This is a genomic window from Desulfomarina profundi, from assembly GCF_019703855.1.
GTDB lineage: Bacteria > Desulfobacterota > Desulfobulbia > Desulfobulbales > Desulfocapsaceae > Desulfomarina > Desulfomarina profundi.
Genome location: NZ_AP024086.1, coordinates 1,988,851 through 2,011,755, shown reverse-complemented (window position 1 = coordinate 2,011,755; position 22,905 = coordinate 1,988,851). Strand labels below are relative to the sequence as shown.

At 45.1% G+C, this 22,905-nt stretch carries 18 protein-coding genes, 2 tRNA genes, 3 rRNA genes and 1 pseudogene; 2 read left to right on the top strand and 22 right to left on the bottom strand.

Annotated features, from left to right (window positions below):
- Positions 1-38: 38 nt before the first annotated feature.
- A complete protein-coding gene (locus LO777_RS09320; protein WP_228857205.1) occupies positions 39-1,187 on the top strand; it encodes an O-antigen ligase family protein in 1,149 nt (382 codons plus the stop codon).
- A 28-nt stretch (positions 1,188-1,215) separates the two neighbouring features.
- Here the strand turns inward: LO777_RS09320 and rrf are convergent.
- The 6 genes from rrf to LO777_RS09290 form a co-directional block, all read right to left on the bottom strand.
- Positions 1,216-1,332 (bottom strand): 5S ribosomal RNA (gene rrf / locus LO777_RS09315).
- Between the two features lie 207 nt (positions 1,333-1,539).
- Positions 1,540-4,491 (bottom strand): 23S ribosomal RNA (locus LO777_RS09310).
- Positions 4,492-4,731: 240 nt separating this feature from the next.
- Positions 4,732-4,807: transfer RNA gene (locus LO777_RS09305), tRNA-Ala, on the bottom strand.
- Positions 4,808-4,810: 3 nt separating this feature from the next.
- Positions 4,811-4,887 (bottom strand) — tRNA-Ile (locus LO777_RS09300).
- A gap of 155 nt (positions 4,888-5,042) precedes the next feature.
- A 16S ribosomal RNA gene (locus LO777_RS09295) occupies positions 5,043-6,604 on the bottom strand.
- Together the 16S, 23S and 5S rRNA genes with 2 tRNA genes alongside form the textbook arrangement of a ribosomal RNA operon.
- Positions 6,605-7,025: 421 nt before the next feature.
- Positions 7,026-7,586: a coiled-coil domain-containing protein gene (locus LO777_RS09290; protein ID WP_228857204.1), complete on the bottom strand. Its 561-nt coding sequence runs from the start codon at positions 7,584-7,586 to the stop codon at positions 7,026-7,028.
- 178 nt (positions 7,587-7,764) lie between these two features.
- On the opposite strand from LO777_RS09290, the gene LO777_RS09285 reads away from it, so the two are divergent.
- Positions 7,765-7,926, top strand: coding sequence for a hypothetical protein (locus LO777_RS09285; protein WP_228857203.1), 162 nt, complete (start codon positions 7,765-7,767; stop codon positions 7,924-7,926).
- Between the two features lie 442 nt (positions 7,927-8,368).
- Here the strand turns inward: LO777_RS09285 and LO777_RS09280 are convergent, their stop codons facing one another.
- From LO777_RS09280 to LO777_RS09210, 16 genes and pseudogenes are all read right to left on the bottom strand, one after another.
- Positions 8,369-9,250, bottom strand: coding sequence for a M48 family metallopeptidase (locus LO777_RS09280; protein WP_228857202.1), 882 nt, complete (start codon positions 9,248-9,250; stop codon positions 8,369-8,371).
- Between the two features lie 311 nt (positions 9,251-9,561).
- Complete coding sequence (istB, locus tag LO777_RS09275; protein WP_228854202.1) at positions 9,562-10,323, bottom strand: IS21-like element helper ATPase IstB; 762 nt, start codon at positions 10,321-10,323, stop codon at positions 9,562-9,564.
- The gene (gene istA, locus LO777_RS09270) at positions 10,320-11,804 is read right to left on the bottom strand and encodes an IS21 family transposase (protein ID WP_228854362.1); all 1,485 of its coding nucleotides are present in this window, start codon (positions 11,802-11,804) and stop codon (positions 10,320-10,322) included. Before istA ends, istB begins: the two co-directional genes overlap by 4 nt.
- A 90-nt stretch (positions 11,805-11,894) precedes the next feature.
- Positions 11,895-12,218 carry a M48 family metalloprotease gene (locus LO777_RS09265; RefSeq protein WP_228857201.1) on the bottom strand — a complete coding sequence of 108 codons (324 nt, stop codon included), beginning with the start codon at positions 12,216-12,218 and terminating at the stop codon, positions 11,895-11,897.
- A gap of 170 nt (positions 12,219-12,388) precedes the next feature.
- Positions 12,389-13,801, bottom strand: a complete 1,413-nt coding sequence (locus tag LO777_RS09260) for an NADH-quinone oxidoreductase subunit N (protein WP_228857200.1) — start codon at positions 13,799-13,801, stop codon at positions 12,389-12,391.
- Between the two features lie 32 nt (positions 13,802-13,833).
- A complete protein-coding gene (locus LO777_RS09255; protein ID WP_228857199.1) occupies positions 13,834-15,375 on the bottom strand; it encodes a complex I subunit 4 family protein in 1,542 nt (513 codons plus the stop codon).
- Positions 15,376-15,401: 26 nt separating this feature from the next.
- Positions 15,402-17,192 carry a Na(+)/H(+) antiporter subunit D gene (locus LO777_RS09250; RefSeq protein ID WP_228857198.1) on the bottom strand — a complete coding sequence of 597 codons (1,791 nt, stop codon included), beginning with the start codon at positions 17,190-17,192 and terminating at the stop codon, positions 15,402-15,404.
- Positions 17,182-17,436, bottom strand: coding sequence for a hypothetical protein (locus LO777_RS09245; RefSeq protein ID WP_228857197.1), 255 nt, complete (start codon positions 17,434-17,436; stop codon positions 17,182-17,184). Before LO777_RS09245 ends, LO777_RS09250 begins: the two co-directional genes overlap by 11 nt.
- The gene (locus tag LO777_RS09240; protein WP_228857196.1) at positions 17,433-18,896 is read right to left on the bottom strand and encodes a monovalent cation/H+ antiporter subunit D family protein; all 1,464 of its coding nucleotides are present in this window, start codon (positions 18,894-18,896) and stop codon (positions 17,433-17,435) included. Before LO777_RS09240 ends, LO777_RS09245 begins: the two co-directional genes overlap by 4 nt.
- A 16-nt stretch (positions 18,897-18,912) precedes the next feature.
- On the bottom strand, positions 18,913-19,239 hold the full coding sequence (gene nuoK, locus LO777_RS09235) for an NADH-quinone oxidoreductase subunit NuoK (RefSeq protein WP_228857195.1): 327 nt from the start codon (positions 19,237-19,239) through the stop codon (positions 18,913-18,915).
- The gene (locus tag LO777_RS20025; protein WP_268907538.1) at positions 19,239-19,385 is read right to left on the bottom strand and encodes an NADH-quinone oxidoreductase subunit J family protein; all 147 of its coding nucleotides are present in this window, start codon (positions 19,383-19,385) and stop codon (positions 19,239-19,241) included. Before LO777_RS20025 ends, nuoK begins: the two co-directional genes overlap by 1 nt.
- Before the next feature lie 17 nt (positions 19,386-19,402).
- Positions 19,403-19,786 carry an NADH-quinone oxidoreductase subunit J family protein gene (locus tag LO777_RS09230; RefSeq protein ID WP_268907537.1) on the bottom strand — a complete coding sequence of 128 codons (384 nt, stop codon included), beginning with the start codon at positions 19,784-19,786 and terminating at the stop codon, positions 19,403-19,405.
- The gene (locus LO777_RS09225) at positions 19,783-20,223 is read right to left on the bottom strand and encodes a NuoI/complex I 23 kDa subunit family protein (RefSeq protein ID WP_228857194.1); all 441 of its coding nucleotides are present in this window, start codon (positions 20,221-20,223) and stop codon (positions 19,783-19,785) included. Before LO777_RS09225 ends, LO777_RS09230 begins: the two co-directional genes overlap by 4 nt.
- A gap of 2 nt (positions 20,224-20,225) precedes the next feature.
- Positions 20,226-21,219: pseudogene (locus LO777_RS09220) on the bottom strand (complex I subunit 1/NuoH family protein).
- Between the two features lie 14 nt (positions 21,220-21,233).
- Positions 21,234-22,355, bottom strand: a complete 1,122-nt coding sequence (locus LO777_RS09215) for an NADH-quinone oxidoreductase subunit D (protein ID WP_228857193.1) — start codon at positions 22,353-22,355, stop codon at positions 21,234-21,236.
- Positions 22,352-22,867: an NADH-quinone oxidoreductase subunit C gene (locus LO777_RS09210; RefSeq protein WP_228857192.1), complete on the bottom strand. Its 516-nt coding sequence runs from the start codon at positions 22,865-22,867 to the stop codon at positions 22,352-22,354. The genes LO777_RS09215 and LO777_RS09210 overlap by 4 nt, the downstream gene beginning before the upstream one ends.
- Positions 22,868-22,905 lie beyond the last annotated feature (38 nt).

The following is a 22,905-nucleotide window of genomic DNA, read 5'->3' as shown; positions in this document are numbered from 1 at the left end:
TTGCCAGAGGAAGTGTGCATCCATGGCAGCAGGGTGTCATGATTACAGGGATACTTGTTGCCCTGCTGTTTTTATTTCTTGAACAGATTGTTACCAAAAATTCGGGAAAACTGTTTTGCCCTACACCTTTTGATAAACCAGTTATAGCGTTATTATTTTTATGTGCGTGTTCTTTGATTCAAAGCAGATCTTTTCCGGATTCGCTGGAAGCCCTGTCACTGCTCATTACCTATATTCTTTTTTTCTACTTAAGTGTGAATTTACTCAGAACACGAAAAGATCAGCGGGAATTTGTTTATATTGTTATTGGTATATCTTTTTTCATAGCATTAATTGCGTATTTTAAAGCTGGTGGGCTGCAACTGGCCGTTCTCTGGATGTACCCTGAACTTTCTGGTTCCAATGTATTTTTATCTGGACCGTTTGGTAATCATAACCATCTGGCAGGATATCTTGAAATGACAATACCAGTTCTGATCTCCTTGTTTCTTACTCGAACCAGGCATGGGAGTATCCGAATTATTCTATTTACAGTATTGTTGATTCTTCTTGTTTGTCATATTCTTGCTCTTTCCAGAGGCGGTTGGTTTGCTTTTGGAGTTTCCATGTTGTTTATGGTGTCAGTTCTCTTTTCAAGAAGACAATTCAAAAGGAAAAAATTACTCCTGGGAATTTTTATTGCCAGTGTAGTTGTCATACTCTTTGTACTTTCTGGTTCCAGTCTTTTTCAAAGAGCACTTTCATTAACTGACAAGGAAACGATTCTCGGTTTAAATGGAAGGGTAATGGTATGGAAGGGAACCTGGATGTTGATAGAAGAAAATCCTTTTCTGGGAATTGGTCCTGGAACTTTTTCCACTGTTTTTCCCCATTATCAATTACCAGGATTTGCAGCCAGATTTTATCAGGCTCATAATGATTACCTACAGTTTATTGCAGAACTTGGAGTCTTTTTTATCCCCTGGTTTTTTTGGGCATTATATACTGTTTTTAAAACCAGTTTTAAAAAAATGAGAAGTCAAAGCAGGCAAAAATGGGGTTTCACTTTAGGTGCAACAACAGGGGTAGTAGCCATTCTGATACATTCCACAGTCGATTTTAATCTACATATTCCTGCTAATGGCTTATATTTTTCGTTGCTGCTGGCTATGATTGCTGGAGAGCCTGAAAGTAAAAAGCCCCAATGAGCGAAGCTCATTGGGGCTTTTTAAAGAGATACGGCGGTGACCTACTCTCCCACACAGTCTCCCATGCAGTACCATCGGCGCTGAAGAGCTTAACTTCCGTGTTCGGAATGGGAACGGGTGGATCCTCTTCGCTATGACCGCCGTAAATTTGGTGAGGGGTAAGGAGTGAGGGGAGAAGACTACTCTTGCCTCTCAAACCGTCCCTGCAAAGTTTACAAATATTATGTTGGCAGGGCGCTGATCAGCAGATACCTGTTGTTAATCTGCCAACTATATCCTGCCTACTGTTATCTTCTATAAAAAACATGATAATCGAATAGTAGTGCAGCCAGTAGAGTAATAATCAAAAAATATGGATAAGCCGCACGGCTGATTAGTATCGGTAAGCTCCATGCATTACTGCACTTCCACACCCGACCTATCTACGTGGTGGTCTACCACGAGCCTTCAGATGGCTTAAGCCATGGGATATCTTATCTTGGAGTGGGCTTCCCGCTTAGATGCTTTCAGCGGTTATCCCTGCCGAACTTAGCTACCCAGCAATGCCCCTGGCGGAACAACTGGTACACCATAGGTTCGTCCATCCCGGTCCTCTCGTACTAGGGAAAGATCTCCTCAAATATCCTGCGCCCGCAACAGATAAGGACCAAACTGTCTCACGACGTTTTAAACCCAGCTCGCGTACCACTTTAATTGGCGAACAGCCAAACCCTTGGGACCTGCTTCAGCCCCAGGATGTGATGAGCCGACATCGAGGTGCCAAACCTCCCCGTCGATATGGACTCTTGGGGGAGATAAGCCTGTTATCCCCGGAGTACCTTTTATCCGTTGAGCGACGACCCTTCCATGCGGAATCGCCGGATCACTAAGACCTACTTTCGTACCTGCTCGACATGTCTGTCTCGCAGTCAAGCTCCCTTATGCCTTTACACTCTACGGCTGGTTTCCAATCAGCCTGAGGGAACCATCGCGCGCCTCCGTTACTCTTTAGGAGGCGACCGCCCCAGTCAAACTACCCACCAGACAATGTCCTGGATCCGGATTACGGACCGCAGTTAGATTCCTAAGATAACAAGGGTGGTATTTCAAGGACGACTCCACGATGACTGGCGTCACCGCTTCAAAGTCTCCCACCTATCCTACACATGTTACCTCAAAAACCAATGCCAAGCTGTAGTAAAGGTTCACGGGGTCTTTCTGTCTTGTTGCGGGTAACCGGCATCTTCACCGGTACTACAGTTTCGCTGAGTCTCTGGTTGAGACAGTGGGGAAATCGTTACGCCATTCGTGCAGGTCGGAACTTACCCGACAAGGAATTTCGCTACCTTAGGACCGTTATAGTTACGGCCGCCGTTTACCGGGGCTTCGGTTCAGTGCTTCGTCCAAAGACTAACACGTCCCCTTAACCTTCCGGCACCGGGCAGGCGTCAGACCCTATACTTCGTCTTTCGACTTCGCAGAGTCCTGTGTTTTTAGTAAACAGTCGCTCCCCCCATTTCACTGCAACCTGACCAGGCTCAATTAGTAAATAACTTCACCATGCAGGCACACCTTCTCCCGAAGTTACGGTGCTATTTTGCCGAGTTCCTTAACCAGAGTTCTCTCAAGCGCCTTGGTATTCTCTACCTGCCTACCTGTGTCGGTTTACGGTACGGTCACATCTCTGACTAGATACGAGGATTTTCCAGGAAGCATGGAACCAGCCACTTTGTTGTCTCAAAGACATCGTCATCACGCCTCAACGTTAACAAGAACCCGGATTTGCCTGAGTCCTCCGTCTACACGCTTAAACCGGGACAACCAACGCCCGGATGGCCTTACCTTCTCCGTCACCCCTTACCATAACATCAGAAAAGTGGTACAGGAATATTAACCTGTTTCCCATCGACTACGCCTCTCGGCCTCGCCTTAGGGGCCGACTAACCCTGAGCAGATTAACTTGACTACAGGAAACCTGAGGCTTTCGGCGTGAGGGTTTCTCACCCTCATTATCGCTACTCGTGTCAACATAAGCTCTTGTGGAACCTCCAGCACTCCTTTCGGTGTACCTTCTCAGGCGGCCACAATGTTCTCCTACCATCGCGCCAAAGGCGCGATCCGTAGCTTCGGTACTATGCTTAGCCCCGTTAAATTTTCGGCGCGGTATCACTAGACCAGTGAGCTGTTACGCTTTCTTTAAAGGGTTGCTGCTTCTAAGCCAACCTCCTGGTTGTATCTGCAATTCCACATCCTTTCCCACTTAGCATAGATTTGGGGACCTTAGCTGACGGTCTGGGCTGTTTCCCTTTCGACCACGGAACTTATCTCCCGTAGTCTGACTCCCATACTTGAACTTGACGGCATTCGGAGTTTGAAAAGAGTTGGTAATCCGGTGGGACCCCTAGTCTTGTCAGTGCTCTACCTCCGTCAGTCATCATATGAGGCTATACCTAAATATATTTCGGAGAAAACCAGCTATTACCGAGTTTGATTAGCCTTTCACTCCTATCCACAGCTCATCCGAACAGTTTTCAACCTATATCGGTTCGGGCCTCCATCTCGTGTTACCGAGACTTCACCCTGGCCATGGATAGATCACCCGGCTTCGGGTCTACCCCATACAACTCATTCGCCCTATTAAGACTCGCTTTCGCTGCGGCTCCACCTCGCGGCTTAACCTCGCTGCACAGGGTAAGTCGTTGACTCATTATGCAAAAGGCACGCGGTCACACTGTATAAATACATAGTGCTTCCACTGCTTGTAGGCTAACGGTTTCAGTTTCTATTTCACTCGGGTTCCCCCGTTCTTTTCACCTTTCCCTCACGGTACTCGTTCACTATCGGTCATCGGTTAGTATTTAGCCTTGGAAGATGGTCCTCCCAGATTCCCACAAGGTTTCACGTGTCTCGTGGTACTCAGGAACTCCCTAGGGTGAAACTGCATTTCGCGTACCGGACTATCACCGTCTCTGGTCAGCCTTTCCATACTGTTCCGCTATACATTTTCAATCCCACATTGGGGTCCTACAACCCCGGTAAATAAATTTACCGGTTTGGGCTGTTCCGCTTTCGCTCGCCGCTACTCACAGAATCTCTTTTGATTTCTATTCCTGCAGGTACTTAGATGTTTCAATTCCCCGCGTTCGCCTCTGCTACCTATGTATTCAGTAACAGATGACAGGATATAACTCCTGTCGGGTTTCCCCATTCGGAAATCTCCGGATCAAAGCCTGTTAACAACTCCCCGAAGCTTATCGCAGCTTGCCACGTCCTTCATCGCCTTCCGATGCCAAGGCATCCGCCGTTAGCCCTTAATAGCTTATCCATAAACTCTTGATTAAACTTTTAAGATCTCAACTACTGTAACCTCTAAACTCCGCCTTCCATCTCTCAATACGACGATCAATTGACCTGTGTATCACATGAAAAACGCGCTTAAAGGATTTTGTACTACTCTACTATTCAATTATCAAAGATCACTCTTTTTACTCTCAGGCTTACGTCCTGATTTATACCTTCAATACCATTAAAAGTATAAATCAGCTCGTAACTCCAGATCGTCCCATGGTGGAGGTGAACGGGTTCGAACCGATGGCCTCCTGCGTGCAAGGCAGGCGCTCTCCCAACTGAGCTACACCCCCGTATGGTGGGCCTGGGTGGACTTGAACCACCGACCTCACGCTTATCAGGCGTGCGCTCTAACCAGCTGAGCTACAGGCCCGGCTTAATGCATACTTTCAAACAAAAAAAAAGACCAGCATGGCCCCAAAAACTAAATAACAACCAGCAAACGGGGTTAATCCCCGAAATGGCATCTTGTTTACTCCTCTCCCTGCATTATGCAAAGATCCAGGTAAATTAATGCGTCTTCCTTAAAAAGGAGGTGATCCAGCCCCAGGTTCCCCTAGGGCTACCTTGTTACGACTTCACCCCAGTTACCAATCATACCTTGGCAGCCTGCTTCTTGAAAAGTTAGCTCAACTGCTTCTGGTACAACCAACTCCCGTGGTGTGACGGGCGGTGTGTACAAGGCCCGGGAACGTATTCACCGTGGCATGCTGATCCACGATTACTAGCGATTCCAACTTCATGGAGTCGAGTTGCAGACTCCAATCCGGACTGAGATAGAGTTTCTGAGATTCGCTTCACCTCGCGGTGTCGCTGCCCTTTGTCTCTACCATTGTAGTACGTGTGTAGCCCTGGTCATAAAGGCCATGAGGACTTGACGTCATCCCCACCTTCCTCCGGTTTGACACCGGCAGTCTCTTTAGAGTGCCCAACTTAATGATGGCAACTAAAGACGAGGGTTGCGCTCGTTGCGGGACTTAACCCAACATCTCACGACACGAGCTGACGACAGCCATGCAGCACCTGTCACCAGGCTCCTCAAAGAGGCACTCAAGTGTTTCCACAAGATTCCCGGGATGTCAAGACCAGGTAAGGTTCTGCGCGTTGCGTCGAATTAAACCACATACTCCACCGCTTGTGCGGGCCCCCGTCAATTCCTTTGAGTTTTAATCTTGCGACCGTACTCCCCAGGCGGTCAACTTAATGCGTTAGCTGCGGCAATGAGACGATTAACCATCCCAACACCTAGTTGACATCGTTTACGGCGTGGACTACCAGGGTATCTAATCCTGTTTGCTCCCCACGCTTTCGCACCTCAGTGTCAGTATCTGGCCAGGTAGTCGCCTTCGCCACCGGTATTCCTCCCGATATCTACGAATTTCACCTCTACACCGGGAATTCCACTACCCCCTCCAGTACTCAAGTCCGCCAGTTTCAAATGCACTTCCACGGTTGAGCCGTGGACTTTCACATCTGACTTAACAAACCACCTACGCGCGCTTTACGCCCAGTAATTCCGAACAACGCTTGCACCCTCCGTATTACCGCGGCTGCTGGCACGGAGTTAGCCGGTGCTTCCTTTGATGGTACCGTCAAACATATCCAGTATTAATGAATATGCACTTCTTTCCATCTGACAGGATTTTACGACCCGAAGGCCTTCATCATCCACGCGGCGTCGCTGCGTCAGGGTTTCCCCCATTGCGCAATATTCCTCACTGCTGCCTCCCGTAGGAGTCTGGTCCGTGTTCCAGTTCCAGTGTGGCGGATCATCCTCTCAGACCCGCTAACCATCGTCGCCTTGGTAGGCCATTACCCTACCAACTAGCTAATGGTACGCAAACTCCTCCCCGCACAGTAGCTTATATCAGAGGCCACCTTTCTTCTCACTGTCTCGCAACAGTAAAAACGTATCCGGTATTAGCACACCTTTCGGTGGGTTATCCCAGATGCGAGGGTAGATTATTTACGCGTTACTCACCCGTGCGCCACTCTACTGAATTCTCCGAAGAAAATCGTTCGCGTTCGACTTGCATGTGTTAAGCACGCCGCCAGCGTTCGTTCTGAGCCAGGATCAAACTCTCCAGTTTGATATCCTAGACCGTCTCTCAATTTGAGAAACAGTTACTTATATGTGCTTAAAATATAAGAGCTCTGCTTTTTTTGAATTACAAAAAAAAATCGCTCAATGTGATTTGAAAATCACGTTGGGCCCGTTTGCTGTATGTTGTTATTTAGTTTTCAAGGACCATCTCTCAACCCGCTCAAAACAAGCGAATCGCACGGTACAAGTTCCGCGGTGAGGCAAACAATTTAATACAAAAATATTAAACTGTCAATCTCTTTGTTCTCTGTTTTCATCTTTTGTTTCAAGCAAATGAAGCGTCATATACAAAATGACAAACGCATCAACATCTGCAAAAGACCGCGGCAAACTACTTTATTACTCGCCAGCCGTCAAGAGGAAAATGAAGAAAAAAGAAAAATATAAAAGATGAACAATACTTCCACTTATTTTCTTTTTTTATTGCGTATGTAAGTCTTTGTTAATGCAGGATGTTCTTTTATGATTTGATCTAGCTCAGGATTGAGTTTTTCCGTAAGGAAAGTGTCAATCTGGGAATAGGTCATGTCTTGGGAAACAGCCTCTTCTACAAATTTTATAAACTGATTCTGATCTTCTCTGCTTTCTATATAAGAGAATATTCCAGCAGTGGGGGATTGTTTTAAACTCTTTTCAAGAGCATCAAGACGCTCTGAAAAAGAAGAAATTCCTTTCTGAGCCTCTTTTTGGAGGTGTGATAATTCAAGTAATTGCCCCTTGAGATCATTGTCCGGTTGAGTTTCAATTTTTGCTGACAAATCGGCAATGACCGATTCTCTTTCTTTTTCAAAAGAACTGAGCGATTGAACTGCCTGCTCAAGTTCTTCAAATTTCACTTTGAGAGTTGCGTTTTCGGAGGTTAATGCGGAATAATTCTGATTCAGAGACTGGAGATCATTTTCAAGTGATTTAATTTTTTCTTCAAGTTGAATACTGTTTTCACGAAGCTGAGATATCTCTTGAATCATTGTATTATATTCCTCCTCTGAAATGCTGATATTTGAAGAACTGGAGCAGCATGAAAGCCTATCCTTATATGTCAGCAGGTTTTGAGAAAAGTTTTTTTTTAAGTCGCTGTACATCTGTACTGCCGAGTCCGGTGAATTAAGAGCAACTGCCCCTAGAAAAATAGCAACAAGAATAAAAATGGAAAAAGCGAGGGCAAAAGAAAGCCCGAAGATAAAAAGGATTGTATTACCGATACCGGAGAAAACTGATATTGCTCCCCCTCCACCTGTTGCTGTACCGGAAGATGGTGACAGCATGGATATAAGAACGACAATAGCACCTATGATGACTGCCGATTGAATTAATGGTTTACGAAATTCGTTGTTATCCATATTTTTCTCCTGATAGCAAATAGTTAAAGTAAGAAATGATACGGGAGCCATTTGTCAGGTGAAACAAAAGGGAGCAGACCCGTGATGAATCAGTTGCCCGCTTTCTACCAGTCAAGATGGCGATTTCTTTATATTTGTAAAAAAATAACAGTAACTGAAAAAAAATACCAGTGAGTTCCTAAAAAATAATAAATCTATCGTTATTCCCTGAAGTCGATATGAAATTCAGGTGCGAGGCAGTATCGGAAAGATATTTTTTGAAAGATGATTTAAAACAGATAAACATCTAACTAATGGTAGTGTCAAGATGAATATTTTCCCGTTACGGAAATGATTCATACCTGACTGTGTTGACACAATTTAATTGATACCCTGTCTACTGCTGATCTGCCTGATTCTCTGAATACGTATCAGTATCGGGGATGGGTATAATTGAGTAATACAAAAAAGGGGTGGGGTGAGAGATTACTGAGGTTGGTTTTTGAAAGTGTTTTTAAACCGTCAATAAGCGCATCTGCACGTCCGGTTGTTTTGACGCTGTATTCGTCGGCTTCAAATTCATGCCTGCGCGAAATCCATTTGAGAAGAATTGATAAAAACATATTCACTGGCGAATAGATGAAACTGAAAAAGACTATTGATGTGTAAATGGAATATTCAGCCACACCCAGGGATCTGATTAATTCATGATTTTTCAGAAATACGGAGAGAATAAAGAACATGATACCAGTCTGTATTCCAAAAAACAGCATCATTTTTTTTATATGGTTCAGTTTTAAATGGCCCATTTCATGAGCAAGCACCGCGACGATCTCATGAACTGCTAATTTTTGAATCAGCGTATCGAAAAGAACAATTTTTCTGAACTTGCCAAATCCTGTGAAAAACGCATTAAGCTTAGTCGATCGCCTGGAACCGTCCATTGTATAAATGCCCTGGAGATTAAATTTTTCTTTTTGTGAATAGTGATTAATTGCATCTCTCAATTCACCTTCCTTGAGAGGGGTAAATGTGTTGAAAAGAGGTAAGATGAGTACGGGTGCCAGGAACTGCATGACAACGGAAAAGAGAAAAACACCGATCCAGCAGTAGAGCCAGGAAAAAGCGCCGGCCTTCATGAGAAAAGAGAGAATCAAAGACAATAACGGGATGCCGATCACGGCTGCCAGGAGGGCCGTCTTTAGGGTGTCAGTGATGAAGATGGAAAGAGTTGAACGGTTAAAACCAAATTTCTCTTCAATGAAAAACGTTGAATATATGGAAAAAGGAATATTTAAAACAGAGATGCACAATACGAGTAATCAACGACAATTATAATTCCCGGCTGGCGACAATTATAATTCCGGCCTTAACCACATAATAATACGCAATAATATTTCATTGCTTTTTCTGTTTCTGTTGCAGTGTCCTCATCTAAAATGTAACTTATTTGTACTCATCCGGAGGATAGGGCAACGCTGAGGAGCGACCCGAGCGCCGAGATGAGTGCCGTAAGGATGAAGACCGGGTATAAGGATTTGCCCGGTCTTTTCTTTCTTCATCCTCATGGCCACAATGCGTTAAACCTCGGGGGTTGGGGGCAGAGCCCCCTATTCTGTGATTATTAATTTTCCTCAAGGCTTTGTTTTGCTTTTTCCAGTCTGTAGCTATCAAGATTAAGTTCCAGTATTACGCTATGATGCACAAGCCGGTCTATCGCTGCAGCCGTAGTCATTGGATCTTTAAATATCTTCTCCCACTGTGAAAATGGTAAATTGCTGGTTAGCATGATACTGTTCCGTTCATAACAATACGCAAGAAGGGTAAAGAGCACTTCCATTTCTTCTCGGCTTTGCTGGACATAGCCGATATCGTCGATCAGTATGGCATCATACTTGGCAAGTTTTTTCAGAAATCTTGGAAGAACAAGCTCCTTTTTGGCCACCAGCAGATTTTGCACCAGCAGACTGCACGGAGAAAAGAAAACACGCCTATCCTTGTTAATCAGTTCCTGGGCAATGGCACAGAGCAGATGGGTTTTTCCACTACCTGGGTTTCCAAAAGCTAGTATGTTTTCACACCTGTCAAGAAAAGAACCTTCCAGCAAACTATTGACAAAGCCGCTCAGTTTGGCCGGAAGCCGATCCATTTCAAACGAAGCTAAGTTTTTTTCCAGGGGCAGTCTGGATTCTCGCAAATATCTGGTAATGCGTTTATGGCGTCTTTCTTCACACTCCCGCACAACCAGTTCCTGAAGGTATGATTCATAGCTTAGTGATTCCTTTCTCGCCAAATCCGCCTCCTCCTGGTAACAGGCTCGGATAGTTGACAGATAAAGCTTTTTAAGAGACGCATCCAGGATAATTCGATTATCGGTTGAACTCATCTGCAACCCTCCTGTAAGAGTTGATCATAGCCTGTGAGGGCAACAGTCTGGACAGAAATATTGGTAATCGGTTCAACCGGTTTACCAGAGACAAGCAGTGTTTTTACCTGGGCAAAATCAATGTTCTTTTCATGGTCAATCAGATGACGAAGGGCATCATCTACAGCTGTCTCATTATCTTGGGCAGCAAGCTGTAAAATAGATAAGTATTCTTTTGCTGCTCCCGTAACGGTACGAAATTTGCGCAGAGAGTCATAGGCAACCCGGAACCTGCTCGTAGGAAAAAGATCACTGCGGTATCTGTAGTTCTCAAATGCACCGGGTTTTCGAACCAGCCAGTCAATTATATGGCGGTACTGGATATAATGTTTGCTACCGCCTCGTATTCTGGGGATATTCTCAATATGTTTCTGACCGTACCAGATCTCCAGATACTCTGCATACAGCCGCACTGTGACTGTTTCTTTGATAAGTCGACTATTCACCGAGTAAACCTTGTGCTTTACTCTGATCGTACTGCTGGGACCAACTCGAACTTCAAAACGAGTACATGTGTCGAGCTTACCCGAAGGCAGTGGACGCAACATCGACTGTTCTTCTTGAAAGCGCTCCTGGCGGTTGCAGTTGAGTTGTGCAAACAGCTTCTGTAGAAATAACTCATATTCCTTGCGTGTAGTAAAATCCCGGTTACCTCGCAGCATCAGGGCCTGATCTACGGCTTTCTTGAAACGATGATGGCGCTGCTCAATGTCACCATTTTCGTGGGGGCTTGACGAATTGATTTTACGGCCTTGCAATTTGTAATGGGCCAAAAGCCCCTGGTAGCCACGGGTAAACTCTTCCGGGTTATCCGGTTTATTCACCGCAGCTGACAACCTGTCTGTTTGATGTTGTTCTGGAACTCCGCCAAGTTTCCATAGACTCTTCTGTAATCCTTCGCTCAGGCTTTCGAAACTCTCGGAAAAACAGATCGTTCCTGTCTCCCAGTTCGAATATGTCAGCACAAAATGGTAGATCAGGTGATCAAAAGGCTGACCACCAATACTGATCTGTAATTGGGACATATCTGTAAAATCAGACTGACTCAACCGTGCAGGCACATGCACCTGGGGAAAATAAACTTCACGTCCTGGACCTTCTGTACAACGCCAGGTTTTTACTCGACGTTGAAACGTGCGGAGCTGGCCATCTCCAAAAGAACCGGGATAAATCCTTTGAAAATGGGTAAAAAGAGTTTTGGCTTCCAAACCTTCATTAGTTTCCAGAAATTGTAAAACCTCTGGCCATATACCTTCAAAAGGATCTTTACGAGTTCGCCACTCCCTCACTCGCTCCGCACTGATCTCACTTGGCAATTTGCCATTATCTCTATACTTGCGACCGGTTTTCTCATCCATGCCGGCTCTAGCCGCTGCTACTTCCAACGTCTTCCCTTGACTTAAGTATTTCTTCAATTTCCTCACCTGAATATCTGTGACCATCCATATTCCTCCTTTGAGAAATATGAATAATCAGATCACAATTTTCCGGGAAATTTAATTGTCGTCAAAAGGAATTATAATTGTCGCTGGTCATACGAGTGTACTAATGTAAATTACACCGGTTAGAACAGGACCAAAATTAAAATCCCTGGCCCATATATCAAGCAGATTGAAAACTCCGCACAGGAGGAAGAGGATGATCAGCAGAAGATTAAAACTGTTTTGTAGAATTGAAAATTTCGTTGTGGCACGGAGATAATCCTGTGAATGTCTGTATTCTTCCTGGTTGTAAATTTTTTTGAATTCATCAGGGATATCACTCGAAATGGCCTTGATGTTGAGATATGAGGCCATGGTTTCAACAATATTTGAGGAAAGCAGAATAAGAAGGATGGTGATAAGCCAGAAGTTCATGGGGCGGGCTCCAAATGAAAATAAAAAGGCCCTGAAGGATAAGCTTCAGGGCCTGGACTGGCCTCAGAGAATATTATGGACATTTTTAACAGGCCACAGTGAGCTTGATTTATATAGCCTGCAGTGTGTTGAATACGGCCGTTATACTCTTCGTGAGAAAAATTTCAAGGTTAGATAATTGTTTGAACTGCACTGGTTGTCAGAGCAATAAATTTACCGGGTATTATTCCCATGATTGCAATTATCAGGATAAGTGCAATGCAGAGAATGGAATGAAGACGTCCAGGGATAATTGTTTCTCTTTGCTCGTCATCCGTACAGAAGGTGACTCTGACAATTGAAAGATAGTAGTATATTGCTATGGCCGTATTGAAAGCGGCCAGGATGACAAGCACGAGGTGTCCCTTGTTGAGTGCACCAACAAGCAGCATGAACTTTCCTGTAAAGCCGACGAACGGAGGAATTCCGGCCAGAGCAAAGAGCCCGATTGTCAGGGTCAGGGCGAGAAGAGGAGCACGTTTATGCAGTCCGGTCAGGTCGTCAATGGCAATATTTTGTCCATCGCCTGCGACAGTGCATATTACCAGAAAGCAGGCCAGGTTCATGAAAGAGTAACCAATGATGTAATAAAAAGCTGTGGCAAACCCGGTTATCTGAAAAGTCAGAAGACCAAGGAGAACAAACCCTGCGTGGGAAATACCGGAAAATCCAAGAAGTCGTTTAATGTCTGTCTGTACCAGAGCAGAAAGGTTTCCATAAAACATTGACAGGATGGCGCATACCATCAGAGCTTTGGTGAGTACTTCACCATCTGGAGTAACCAAGGAAACAAAACGAATAAGAAGAGCCACTGCCGCAAGTTTCGGTACAGCAGCAATGAATGCGGTAGTTTCATTTGAAGCACCCTCATATACATCAGGAACCCAGAAATGGAGTGGAAAAAGGCCGAGTTTGTAAAAAAATCCTGTGAGCACCAGAAGAATTGCAACTACGGCCGCTGGTTGATCATACATCTGGGAAATCCTGGCCAGAATTTCAGTAAGATGGGTTGATCCTGTCAGACCATATATATAACTCATTCCGTATAGCATAAAACCGGTTGCCATAACCCCGTAAAGCAGATATTTAATTCCGGCTTCGGACTGTCTTCCCATATTTTTGCCGGACTTCCTCATGGGGACCATCAGATATACTGCAAAAGAGGACAGCTCAAGAGAAACAAAGATGGAAATGAGCTCGACACTGGAAACCAGCATCATGAGTCCAAGGACAGACATGAAAAGAAAAAGATAATATTCGGGGAGAATATTTTTGTTGATGCCTACACCTTTATCGCTGAAAGCGAGTACAATAAAAGTTGCCAGGGCAATCAGGGTTTTGAACAGTTGGGAGAAAAAGTTAACTCTATATGAGTCATAAAAGAGAGAACCATCTGCTCCCATGGAGAGGAGTGATCCACCAAGAGTAACAGCAGACAAAATAAGTGCCACCTTTCTGGTGCTGTTTCTTTCAGGTTTTCCCAGACTGAAAACAAAAAGAATCAGGCCAGCTCCTAACAGCGTTAATTCGGGGAAAAATAGCATTGTGTTACCTTTATGAGGTCTTTAATAAAATATCAATGAAGAATTATATCGGATAAAGCTACAGCCTGAGCCTGATGAGCCTGCAGTTGGCTGAGTAGCTGCATCACCGAAGTATGCATCAGATCAATGAACGGTTGTGGTCCGAGACCGATCCAGAAAACGAAAAAGAGAAAGGGTGCAAGTGTTACAATTTCGCGAATATTCAGGTCACTGATCCAGGATTGATCCGGATTGTCTGTGCCACCCCAGATAATTTTCTGGAGCATTCTTAACATATAGGCTGCAGCAAGTACTGCACCGGGAATTGCAGCCAGCGCAAGATATGGAAACTGACCGCTGCCGGTGCTGAACTGAAAGGCTCCCGCCAGAATCATAAATTCCCCGACAAAACTGTTGGTCCCTGGAAAACCAAAGGAAGAGAGGGAGAAAAAAGCAAGAAATGTAACATAAATCGGCATAAATTTCCCTACACCGGTTGCCGATCGAAGTTCACGGCTATGGGTTCGTTCGTAAATCATGCCAACACAGAGAAAAAGGGCTCCCGTTGTGATGCCGTGGTTGACCATCTGCAGAATGGCGCCTTCAATACCGTCTATATTCAGCACGAAAATACCCAGGGTAACAAATCCCATATGTCCCACGGATGAATAGGCAATAAGCTTTTTCATATCACTCTGGGCAAGAGCTGTAAAGCCACCGTAGATGATTCCAGCAATGGAAATCCAAAGTACATAAGGCATGAGAATCATAGTGGCATCCGGTGTGATTGGCAGGGCAAAACGGAGAAAACCGTATGTTCCCATTTTCAACAGAATGCTGGCAAGGATAACGGAGCCGGCTGTTGGGGCTTCAACATGGGCTGCCGGCAGCCATGTGTGAAAAGGAAACATTGGAACCTTGATGGCAAATGCGAGAAAAAAGGCAAGGAAAAGATAAACCTGAGATGTGAGAGAGTAATCCTGCCACATCATGTCGGGAATATAGAAACTGTAGTCATTTGCAAGGTAGAGCCAGATGATACCAACCAGGAGAAGTATTGACCCTGCAAGAGTATAAAGAAAAAACTTGATTGAAGCATATATTTTTCTGGGCCCCCCCCAAATGGCTATAAGCATATACATGGGTATAAGCATGGTCTCCCAGAGGACATAAAAAAGAACAAAATCCAGTGCTGCAAAGACTCCGATCATTGCCGTTTCCATAATGAGCAGGCAGATCATGAATGGCTGCACCCTTGTCTTTATATACGACCATGAAGCAAGAACACAAAAGGGCATTATAAAAGTGGTCATCAGGATGAGCAGTATAGAAATACCGTCAACACCGACCGTATAGTTGATATTCAGAGAACTGATCCAGGTATAATGCTCACCAAATTGGAATTTGGCAGAGGTGTTATCAAAACCGAAAAGAAGACCTAGTGATATGATTGCAACGCTACCGGTGACTGCCAGGGAGAAAATTCTGCACATCGCTTCATTTTTGACAAAAAGAAGTCCCAGAGCTCCTGCGAGTGGTAGGAAGATGAGTACACTCAGGATAGGGAAGCCGGAATTAAGCAGTAGTTGATCCATTACGAGTGATCCTTGAGTTCAAAGTGTTATAAACAGACATAAGAAAACAGTAAAATTGCAGCAAACGTAAATGAAAAATAGAGAGTATACTGTATTTGCCCACGCTGCAGAACAATGCTGATTCGTCGCCCTATTGCCCGTACGCATCTGGCACTGCCGTCTACTACTCCGTCAATGGCATGCCAGTCAAACCAGGACCAGAATCTGGCCGTTGTCATCAGTGAATAGAGGCCAATCACCCTGTAGACATTGCCCCAGAGAGTATCGAGCCATTGAATGGGATTTTTTGCAAGCCATAGAAAAAGCTGACCACCTTTGCGGTAAAACCAATCAAGATCAAGGCTGATGGTTGCTCTGGCGCCAATTTTATCCTTGAGAAAGAAGAAAGCCAGAGCCGTAAATGCAAGAATCTGCAACGTTTCGCTTAAGTGATATCCATTGTAAGGATGAAAAACAACATCCTTGTAGGGCAGCATATTGTAAAGAAACGGTGTGTACGAGCCAATGACAAAGCAGAGCAGGCCGGCAATAATCATGGCAAGCTGCATATTCCATGGGGGATCCTCAGCTTTTTCAAATGTGGCATCGTCACTTCTTTTTTCGCCAAAGAAAATCAGGTAGGGAAGGCGAAGTCCGGCAACGAGAAAAGTACCGACCGAAACCATGCTCAAAAGAAATGCTGCAACAAAGAGATGTGATTCAAAACCTGCGGCTATGATCATGGATTTTGTAACGAAACCGGAGAAAAAGGGAAACGCAGAAACCGATATACCGCCAATAACCATGAAAAGAAGGGTAACCGGCATCTTACGATACAAGCCTCCCAGTTGGGTAAAAGTGGATTTACCGGTTGCATGGATGACTGCTCCCGCTCCCATGAAAAGAAGTCCCTTGTAAAGGATATGGGCGAATGCATGGGCGCATGCACCGTTTATGGCCAGTGCCGTACCAATACCGACACCTGTAACCATATAACCGACCTGGCTGACAATTTCCCAACCGAGAAGCCTGCGGATATCATTTTCCATTATGGCGTAGACAATACCGTAAATCGCCATAATGACACCGAGAACAATGAGAATATCAAAACCTGCGAAGGCCCGTGCTAAAGTGTAGATGGCAGTCTTTGTGGTAAAGGCACACATGAAAACCGCACCGGTGATGGAGGCCTTGCTGTAGGCGTCCGGCAACCATGAATGGAGCGGTGGTACTGCAGCATTGAGCATAAGTCCGGCCATAATAAGCCAGGTATACAGTTGAGTGTTTTCTTCACTCAGCAATACAAAAGACAGGTCTTGAGTAGCCTGATATCTGAGCACAAAACCGAGAAGGAGAACAACGCCACCAAAGGTGTGTACTAGCAGGTATCGGTATCCTGCTGCAATGGCACCCTTGTCCCTGTTGAACCAGATGAGAAATGTCGAGGCAAAGGCCATCATCTCCCAGAAAAGAAAAAGAACGAGATAATCACCACAGTAGATGACACCAAGGGATCCAGCAACATAGAACCAGGCGGCCATGTGTTGCCAATAATCTTTGACATGAAGGCCGTAAATTGTACCGATAATGGCCATAAGTGCCATTATGAACCCGAAGACAATAGAGAGGTTGTCAACCCGGCCAAAGACCAAAGTCCATTTCCCCATAAAAGTTACAACACCGTAAGTTCCGGGATGCCAGCTGAGATAGATTACATTGAGAAAGGTCAGCAGAGGCACGAGAAAAAGGAATGGTTTCCTGAATGGTCCTTTCATAAAGGGCAGGAGAAGTGCACCGATAATCATGATCAGTGCCGGGTGAAAGAAACTAATTATCATAGTAATCCTCCCGGGTCATTATGCCGCCCTTTCCAAACCAACGTGAAAAATAGACCAGTATCACGCAGGAAATAATTCCAAACAAAGCCCAGAATCCGGGGATGTGCTTTTCCATCCACGTATGGGCATGATGGGTATCGACTCCGGAAACAGACCAGACGATAATGGTTGTCAATCCCACCCACGTGCAGAGTTTCACTGCTCCGGAATGGGCCTTGAGATAATCAATAATCTGAATAATCATCCTGTCACCGCCTTGACAAATTGCAACATGAAATCTGGGAAAATACCGATTAATACTGATATGGTACAGGCTATAAGAATTGGAATAAGCATGGATAACGGTGCTTCCTTTATACCGGTAAAAGGTTCACCAGCAGGTCTTTTGCCGAAGAAAGCTTTATATGTGACCGGGGCAAAATATGCGGCATTAAGCATGGTACTGGCAATGAGTATAAGGAGAATACCCATTTGATGTGCCTCTATTGAACCGATGAGCAGGTTCCATTTCGTAATAAAGCCAGCAACAGGAGGGGCACCTATCATGCTCAGGGAGGCAATACCAAATGCAGCAAAGGTGAAGGGCATCGTTTTCCCGAGTCCTTCCATTTCAGAAATATATTTTTTATGGCTGGCAACATATATTGCACCGGCACAGAAAAAGAGGGTGATCTTGGAAAAAGCATGGTTGACAATATGGATCAAACCACCCTGTATTCCAGTATCGGTAAGCAGGGCAACTCCCAGAATGATATAAGAGAGCTGGCTGACTGTGGAATAGGCCAGTCGGGCCTTGAGGTTATCCTTGGACAGAGCGATAACAGAGGCAGCCAGAATAGTGAAACTGACAAAATAGGCTGTTGGTATTCCCAGGTTGAGTGCATGCATTGTCTGGGTGCCGAAAATATAGAGCATCACCCTGGTTGTGCAGAAGACTCCAACTTTAACTACTGCAACAGCATGGAGCAGGGCAGAAACGGGAGTTGGGGCGACCATTGCTCCGGGAAGCCAGTGATGGAAAGGCATGATACCGTTTTTGGCAAAACCGAAGATACAGAAAATATAAAGCATTATCACCAGAGTTTTATTGATATCAGACGGGAAGATCCCCGTGGAGATATCAGGTGCAAAATCCAGCGTGCCGGTGAGGACATAGATAAGAATCATCGCGGGCAGCAGGAAGGCCTTAGCTGTAGTTGTCAGATAAATGATATACTTTCTTGCACCGTGGTAACCTTCTTCATCCTGATGGTGTGCAACCAGCGGGTAAGTGCAGATGGAAACAATCTCATAAAAGAGGTACATGGTGAAGAGATTATCGGAAAAAGCAACCCCGATTGCTCCAAAAATTGCAAGGGCAAAGCAGGCGTTGAATCTGGTCTGGGCATGCTCCTTCAGACCTCTCATATATCCCATAGAATAAAAGACCGCGATAGTCCAGAGGGAAGAGGCAACAATGGCAAAAATCATCGACATGGCATCCGCCCTGAGTGCAACAGTTACTCCAGGGAGAATAGTAAACATCAGAAAAAAAAGGGTTTTTCCCTTGAGAACTGCCGGTATCATCGATGCGACAATGAGGAGCAGGAGGATAGATGAAACAGAAGAAATGCCCTCCCGGACATTTTCGTTATCACCTTTGAACATAACGCCCAGTGCGGCAAAAAGAGGAATAAGTAGAGCTATGAGTAGTTTGTAGTCCATTCCTGACGGCTCCTGGCTAACCTTTTAATTGTACGGTATCTTCGGCATCGATTGATTTAAAGTGGTGATAAATCGCGATAACAATGCTGAGTCCAATTGCGGCCTCTGCTGCTGCAATGGCCATTATGAACAAAGTGAACACCTGACCGGTAACGGGGTCAGGAGCAGTAAATCTGTTGAACGCCATAAAATTGACGGATGCACCTGCCAGTAGAAGCTCGGCTGCTATCAGCATGCCTATAAATGTTTTTCTGGTAACAATGCCGTACACGCCCATTCCGAAAAGAAAGGCTCCGATAACAAGAAAAGTATCGAGATTGTTATAAAGTGTAAGGACTGACATTAGTTTTCCCTCCTGACCCGAGCTATGACCAGGGCACCGATAATGGCAATGAGCAGAACGATGGAGACAAGTTCAAAAGCCATGGAGTAGTCGGTCAACAGTTTGATGCCGACAGTTTTAATCGAACCGTCGTTGATTTTTTCCATAGAGATCCAGTTGGTTTTCAGGGCAAGCACTGAAAACCCCCGGTAACAAGAGCGGCTGTTGCAAATCCGAGAGGGCCGATAAGAGGACCGCCTCTTCCAGTCTTTTTTTGTTCTTCAGGAGCAGCAAGCATAATCGCAAAAGAGATTGTAACAGCAACAGCTCCCACATAAATAAGAACCTGCATCATGGCGACAAAGGGTGAATTCAGATAATAATATAAACCTGCCACGCCTATGAAGCAGACGATCAATCCTCCAATTGCCCGAACCAGCCTTTCGGAGTTGCAGGCAATTATTGCACCAATAAGGGTGATGACCAGATTGATCAGAAAAATAACTCCAGCAAGCCCATCTACACTGAACAGAGCAGGTGAGGTTGATAATGGAATCGAAGGACTCATTTGTTTCTTTCCTCAAGTCGTTGAAGAAGATCAAAAATAAAATCTTCTCTTCTGGTGGAAGCTAGATTGTATTCCTTGGAATACTCAATGGCATTGAAATTACATGATTCAACGCAGGATCCACAAAGTGAACATCTCGTAAAATCAAGTATGTAACTGGTCAAAACCTTTTTCTTTTCTCCTTCAGGTTTCTTGCCGGTCAAGGTGATGCATCCGGATGGACATGCCCTTTGGCACATTCCACAGACAATGCAATTGGCTTTGCCCTCTTCATTGGCAATCAGTTCGATGTGTCCACGGTACCTTTCGGTCATGGTCAGCGTTTCGTATGGGTACTCGACTGTGACCGTGGGTTTGAAGAATTCCTTGAACGTGATGCCCATGCCGATGAAAAGGCTTATGAGACCGTTGTATATTTCAGAAAAATAGGCAACCATATTCAAAATACCTTTATCAGTCCCGCAGTAATGAGCAGGTTTACAAGGGAAAGGGGGATGAGGATTTTCCAGGAAAGATTAAGCAGACCGTATATTGTTGTCCGGGGAAATGTCCAGCGAATCCAGATAAATGTTGCAATCAGCAGGTAGAGTTTCAAAAGAAACCACCATACACCCGGAAAAAGGCCGAAGGGACAGCTCCAACCCCCAAGGAAAAGAATAGTGGTCATGCAGGAGCCGATGACAATATTAGCATACTCCCCATGAAAAAAAGGCCAAAACCCATGGAGCCATACTCAGTATGAAAGCCGGCCACAAGCTCGCTTTCCGCTTCCCCGAGATCAAATGGTGCACGGTTGGTTTCAGCAAGGGTGCAGGTAAAGAAAATCAGGAAGGAAAGAGGCATAAGTATGTTATGTGAATTCCCGAACAGGGGAAAGATATTCCAATGGAGAATTGATGCGCTCTGCTGGCGGACTATTTCAGTGAGGTCCATGGAGCCTGCTATCATGACCACGGTGATGGTTGTGATCAGCATTGGAATTTCATACGCTACAGCCTGGGAGACTGCACGGACGGAAGACATCATGGAATATTTGTTCCTTGAACTCCATCCTGCGAAGAGTAGAGACATGCCCCGGTGGAGGCAAAGGCGAAAACCATAAGAATCCCGACGTTCATATTTCGAGCCACTATGGAGTCGGAAAACGGAATGGTGACAAAACTCATGATTGCCGGAAACATGGCCAGAACAGGGGCTGCGATGAAAAGCACCTTGTCAACTCCTCCAGGTATTGTAAGCTGCTTGGCCATCAGTTTAATACCGTCAAGTGGGGGTTGGAGAAGTCCAAAAGGACCATTGATATTCGGGCCGGGACGCCTCTGGATTCTGGCAGCACCCCGTCTTTCCGCCCAGACAAGGTAAGCCGCGTTGAGTGCTGCGAAACCAATGGCTATCACTACGGCAACGATTACATTTAGAAGTGTTAAGCTCATAGATTCTTCCTTTTTTACCTGTCAATCTCAGGAATGACCAGATCAAGACTTCCCATGAACGCAAGGGCATCCATGATCATCAACCCTTTACAGGACTCATCAAAAAGATGCATATTGGAGTAGGTTGGCGACCTGAGTTTCAGCCTGTATGGAGTTTTCGTACCGTCACTTACAAGCCTTACTCCGAAACTGCCCCTGGCCGTCTCCACCGCCTGGTAGTAATCACCGGCGGGAGGTTTGATTATTTTGGGCTTTTTCTTTGGCATGATGGGGCCGTCGGGGAGTTTATTGAGACCCTGTTCAATGATTCGCAGGGATTGTTCTATTTCATCCATTCGAACCTTGTAGCGGGCGAGTGAATCACACTCATGATATACGGGGATATCAAAGTCGAATTCAGGATATACGGAGTAGGGTTCATTTTTCCGTACATCAAAGTCAATTCCTGAGCCTCTGGCTACCGCGCTGGATGCTCCGTATTTTCTGCATATCTCCTTTGAGAGATAAGCGTTTCCTTCCAGTCGTTTGCGAAAAATTACGTTTCCTGTGACAAGTTTTTCATATTTTTTTAGAGACTTACGCATACGAGGAATAAACCTTCTGGCAGCAGCGATAAAATCATCATCGACATCATTATATAAACCGCCAAACCTGAAATAGCAGTAAGTGAGCCGCGACCCGGTTACTGCTTCCAGCATATCGAGGATATATTCCCTGTCCTGCAGGGCATACATGAGAGGGCTGAATCCTCCAAGATCCATGACAAAAGCGCCAAACCAGAAAAGATGCGAGGCTATCCGATTCAGTTCGACCATGATCGCCCGGATATATTCCGCACGTTCGGGGACCTCGATTCCCGCAGCTTTCTCAACAACTAGCACATGCCCATGGGAATAGCCAAGTGCTCCGAGGTAGTCCATTCTGCTGAGGTTCATGAGAAACTGGGGATAGGTCTTCGTTTCACCCATTTTCTCATGCATGCGGTGGATATAACCGATAACGGTTTCCGCATTGACGATATACTCGCCGTTCATTTCCATTTTGACCCTCAGGACCCCATGGGTTGCAGGATGTTGAGGCCCTACGTTGAGTACAAATGTTTCGTCCGGCTGTAGCTGAATTGGTTGCGAACTCATGCCTTGAAATCCTTTAAGAGTGGATGAAAATCTGCATCTTCAGGGAGGAGCAGCGGGATTAAGTGTGGATGCCCCTTAAATTGAATACCAAAAAAATCATGAGTCTCCCGTTCATGCCAGTTTGCACCGGCATATATGGGTGTGATTGTCGGAACTATCGGATTATCCCGGTCAACCCTTGTTCTGATGACAACACGGCAGGTGTCAAAATCATAACGACTGAAATCATAAATGAGTTCGAGCTGGTTTTCCTTGATCCAGTCAACACCTGTTATGGTTTCAAGAAAAAATTCAAGTTCATCCACAATTGTTACAGCTTCAGTAAGCTGGTCGGGAGAGAGTTGAATGTCGAGATGATAACCGTGAACATTGTAGTCACGCTCTAAAATGCCGTTTTCCCGTGGAGGAGAGGAGGTTTTTGTTTCTTTTGGTTCTTCCTCTACTGGTACGTCTTCTGAGTCTGGGACTGGAAACAGTTTTTGAAAAGCAATTTTTGTTTTTTCAAGAATCATAGTGGAGAACTCCGGAAAACAAATAAATAAATTCGGGA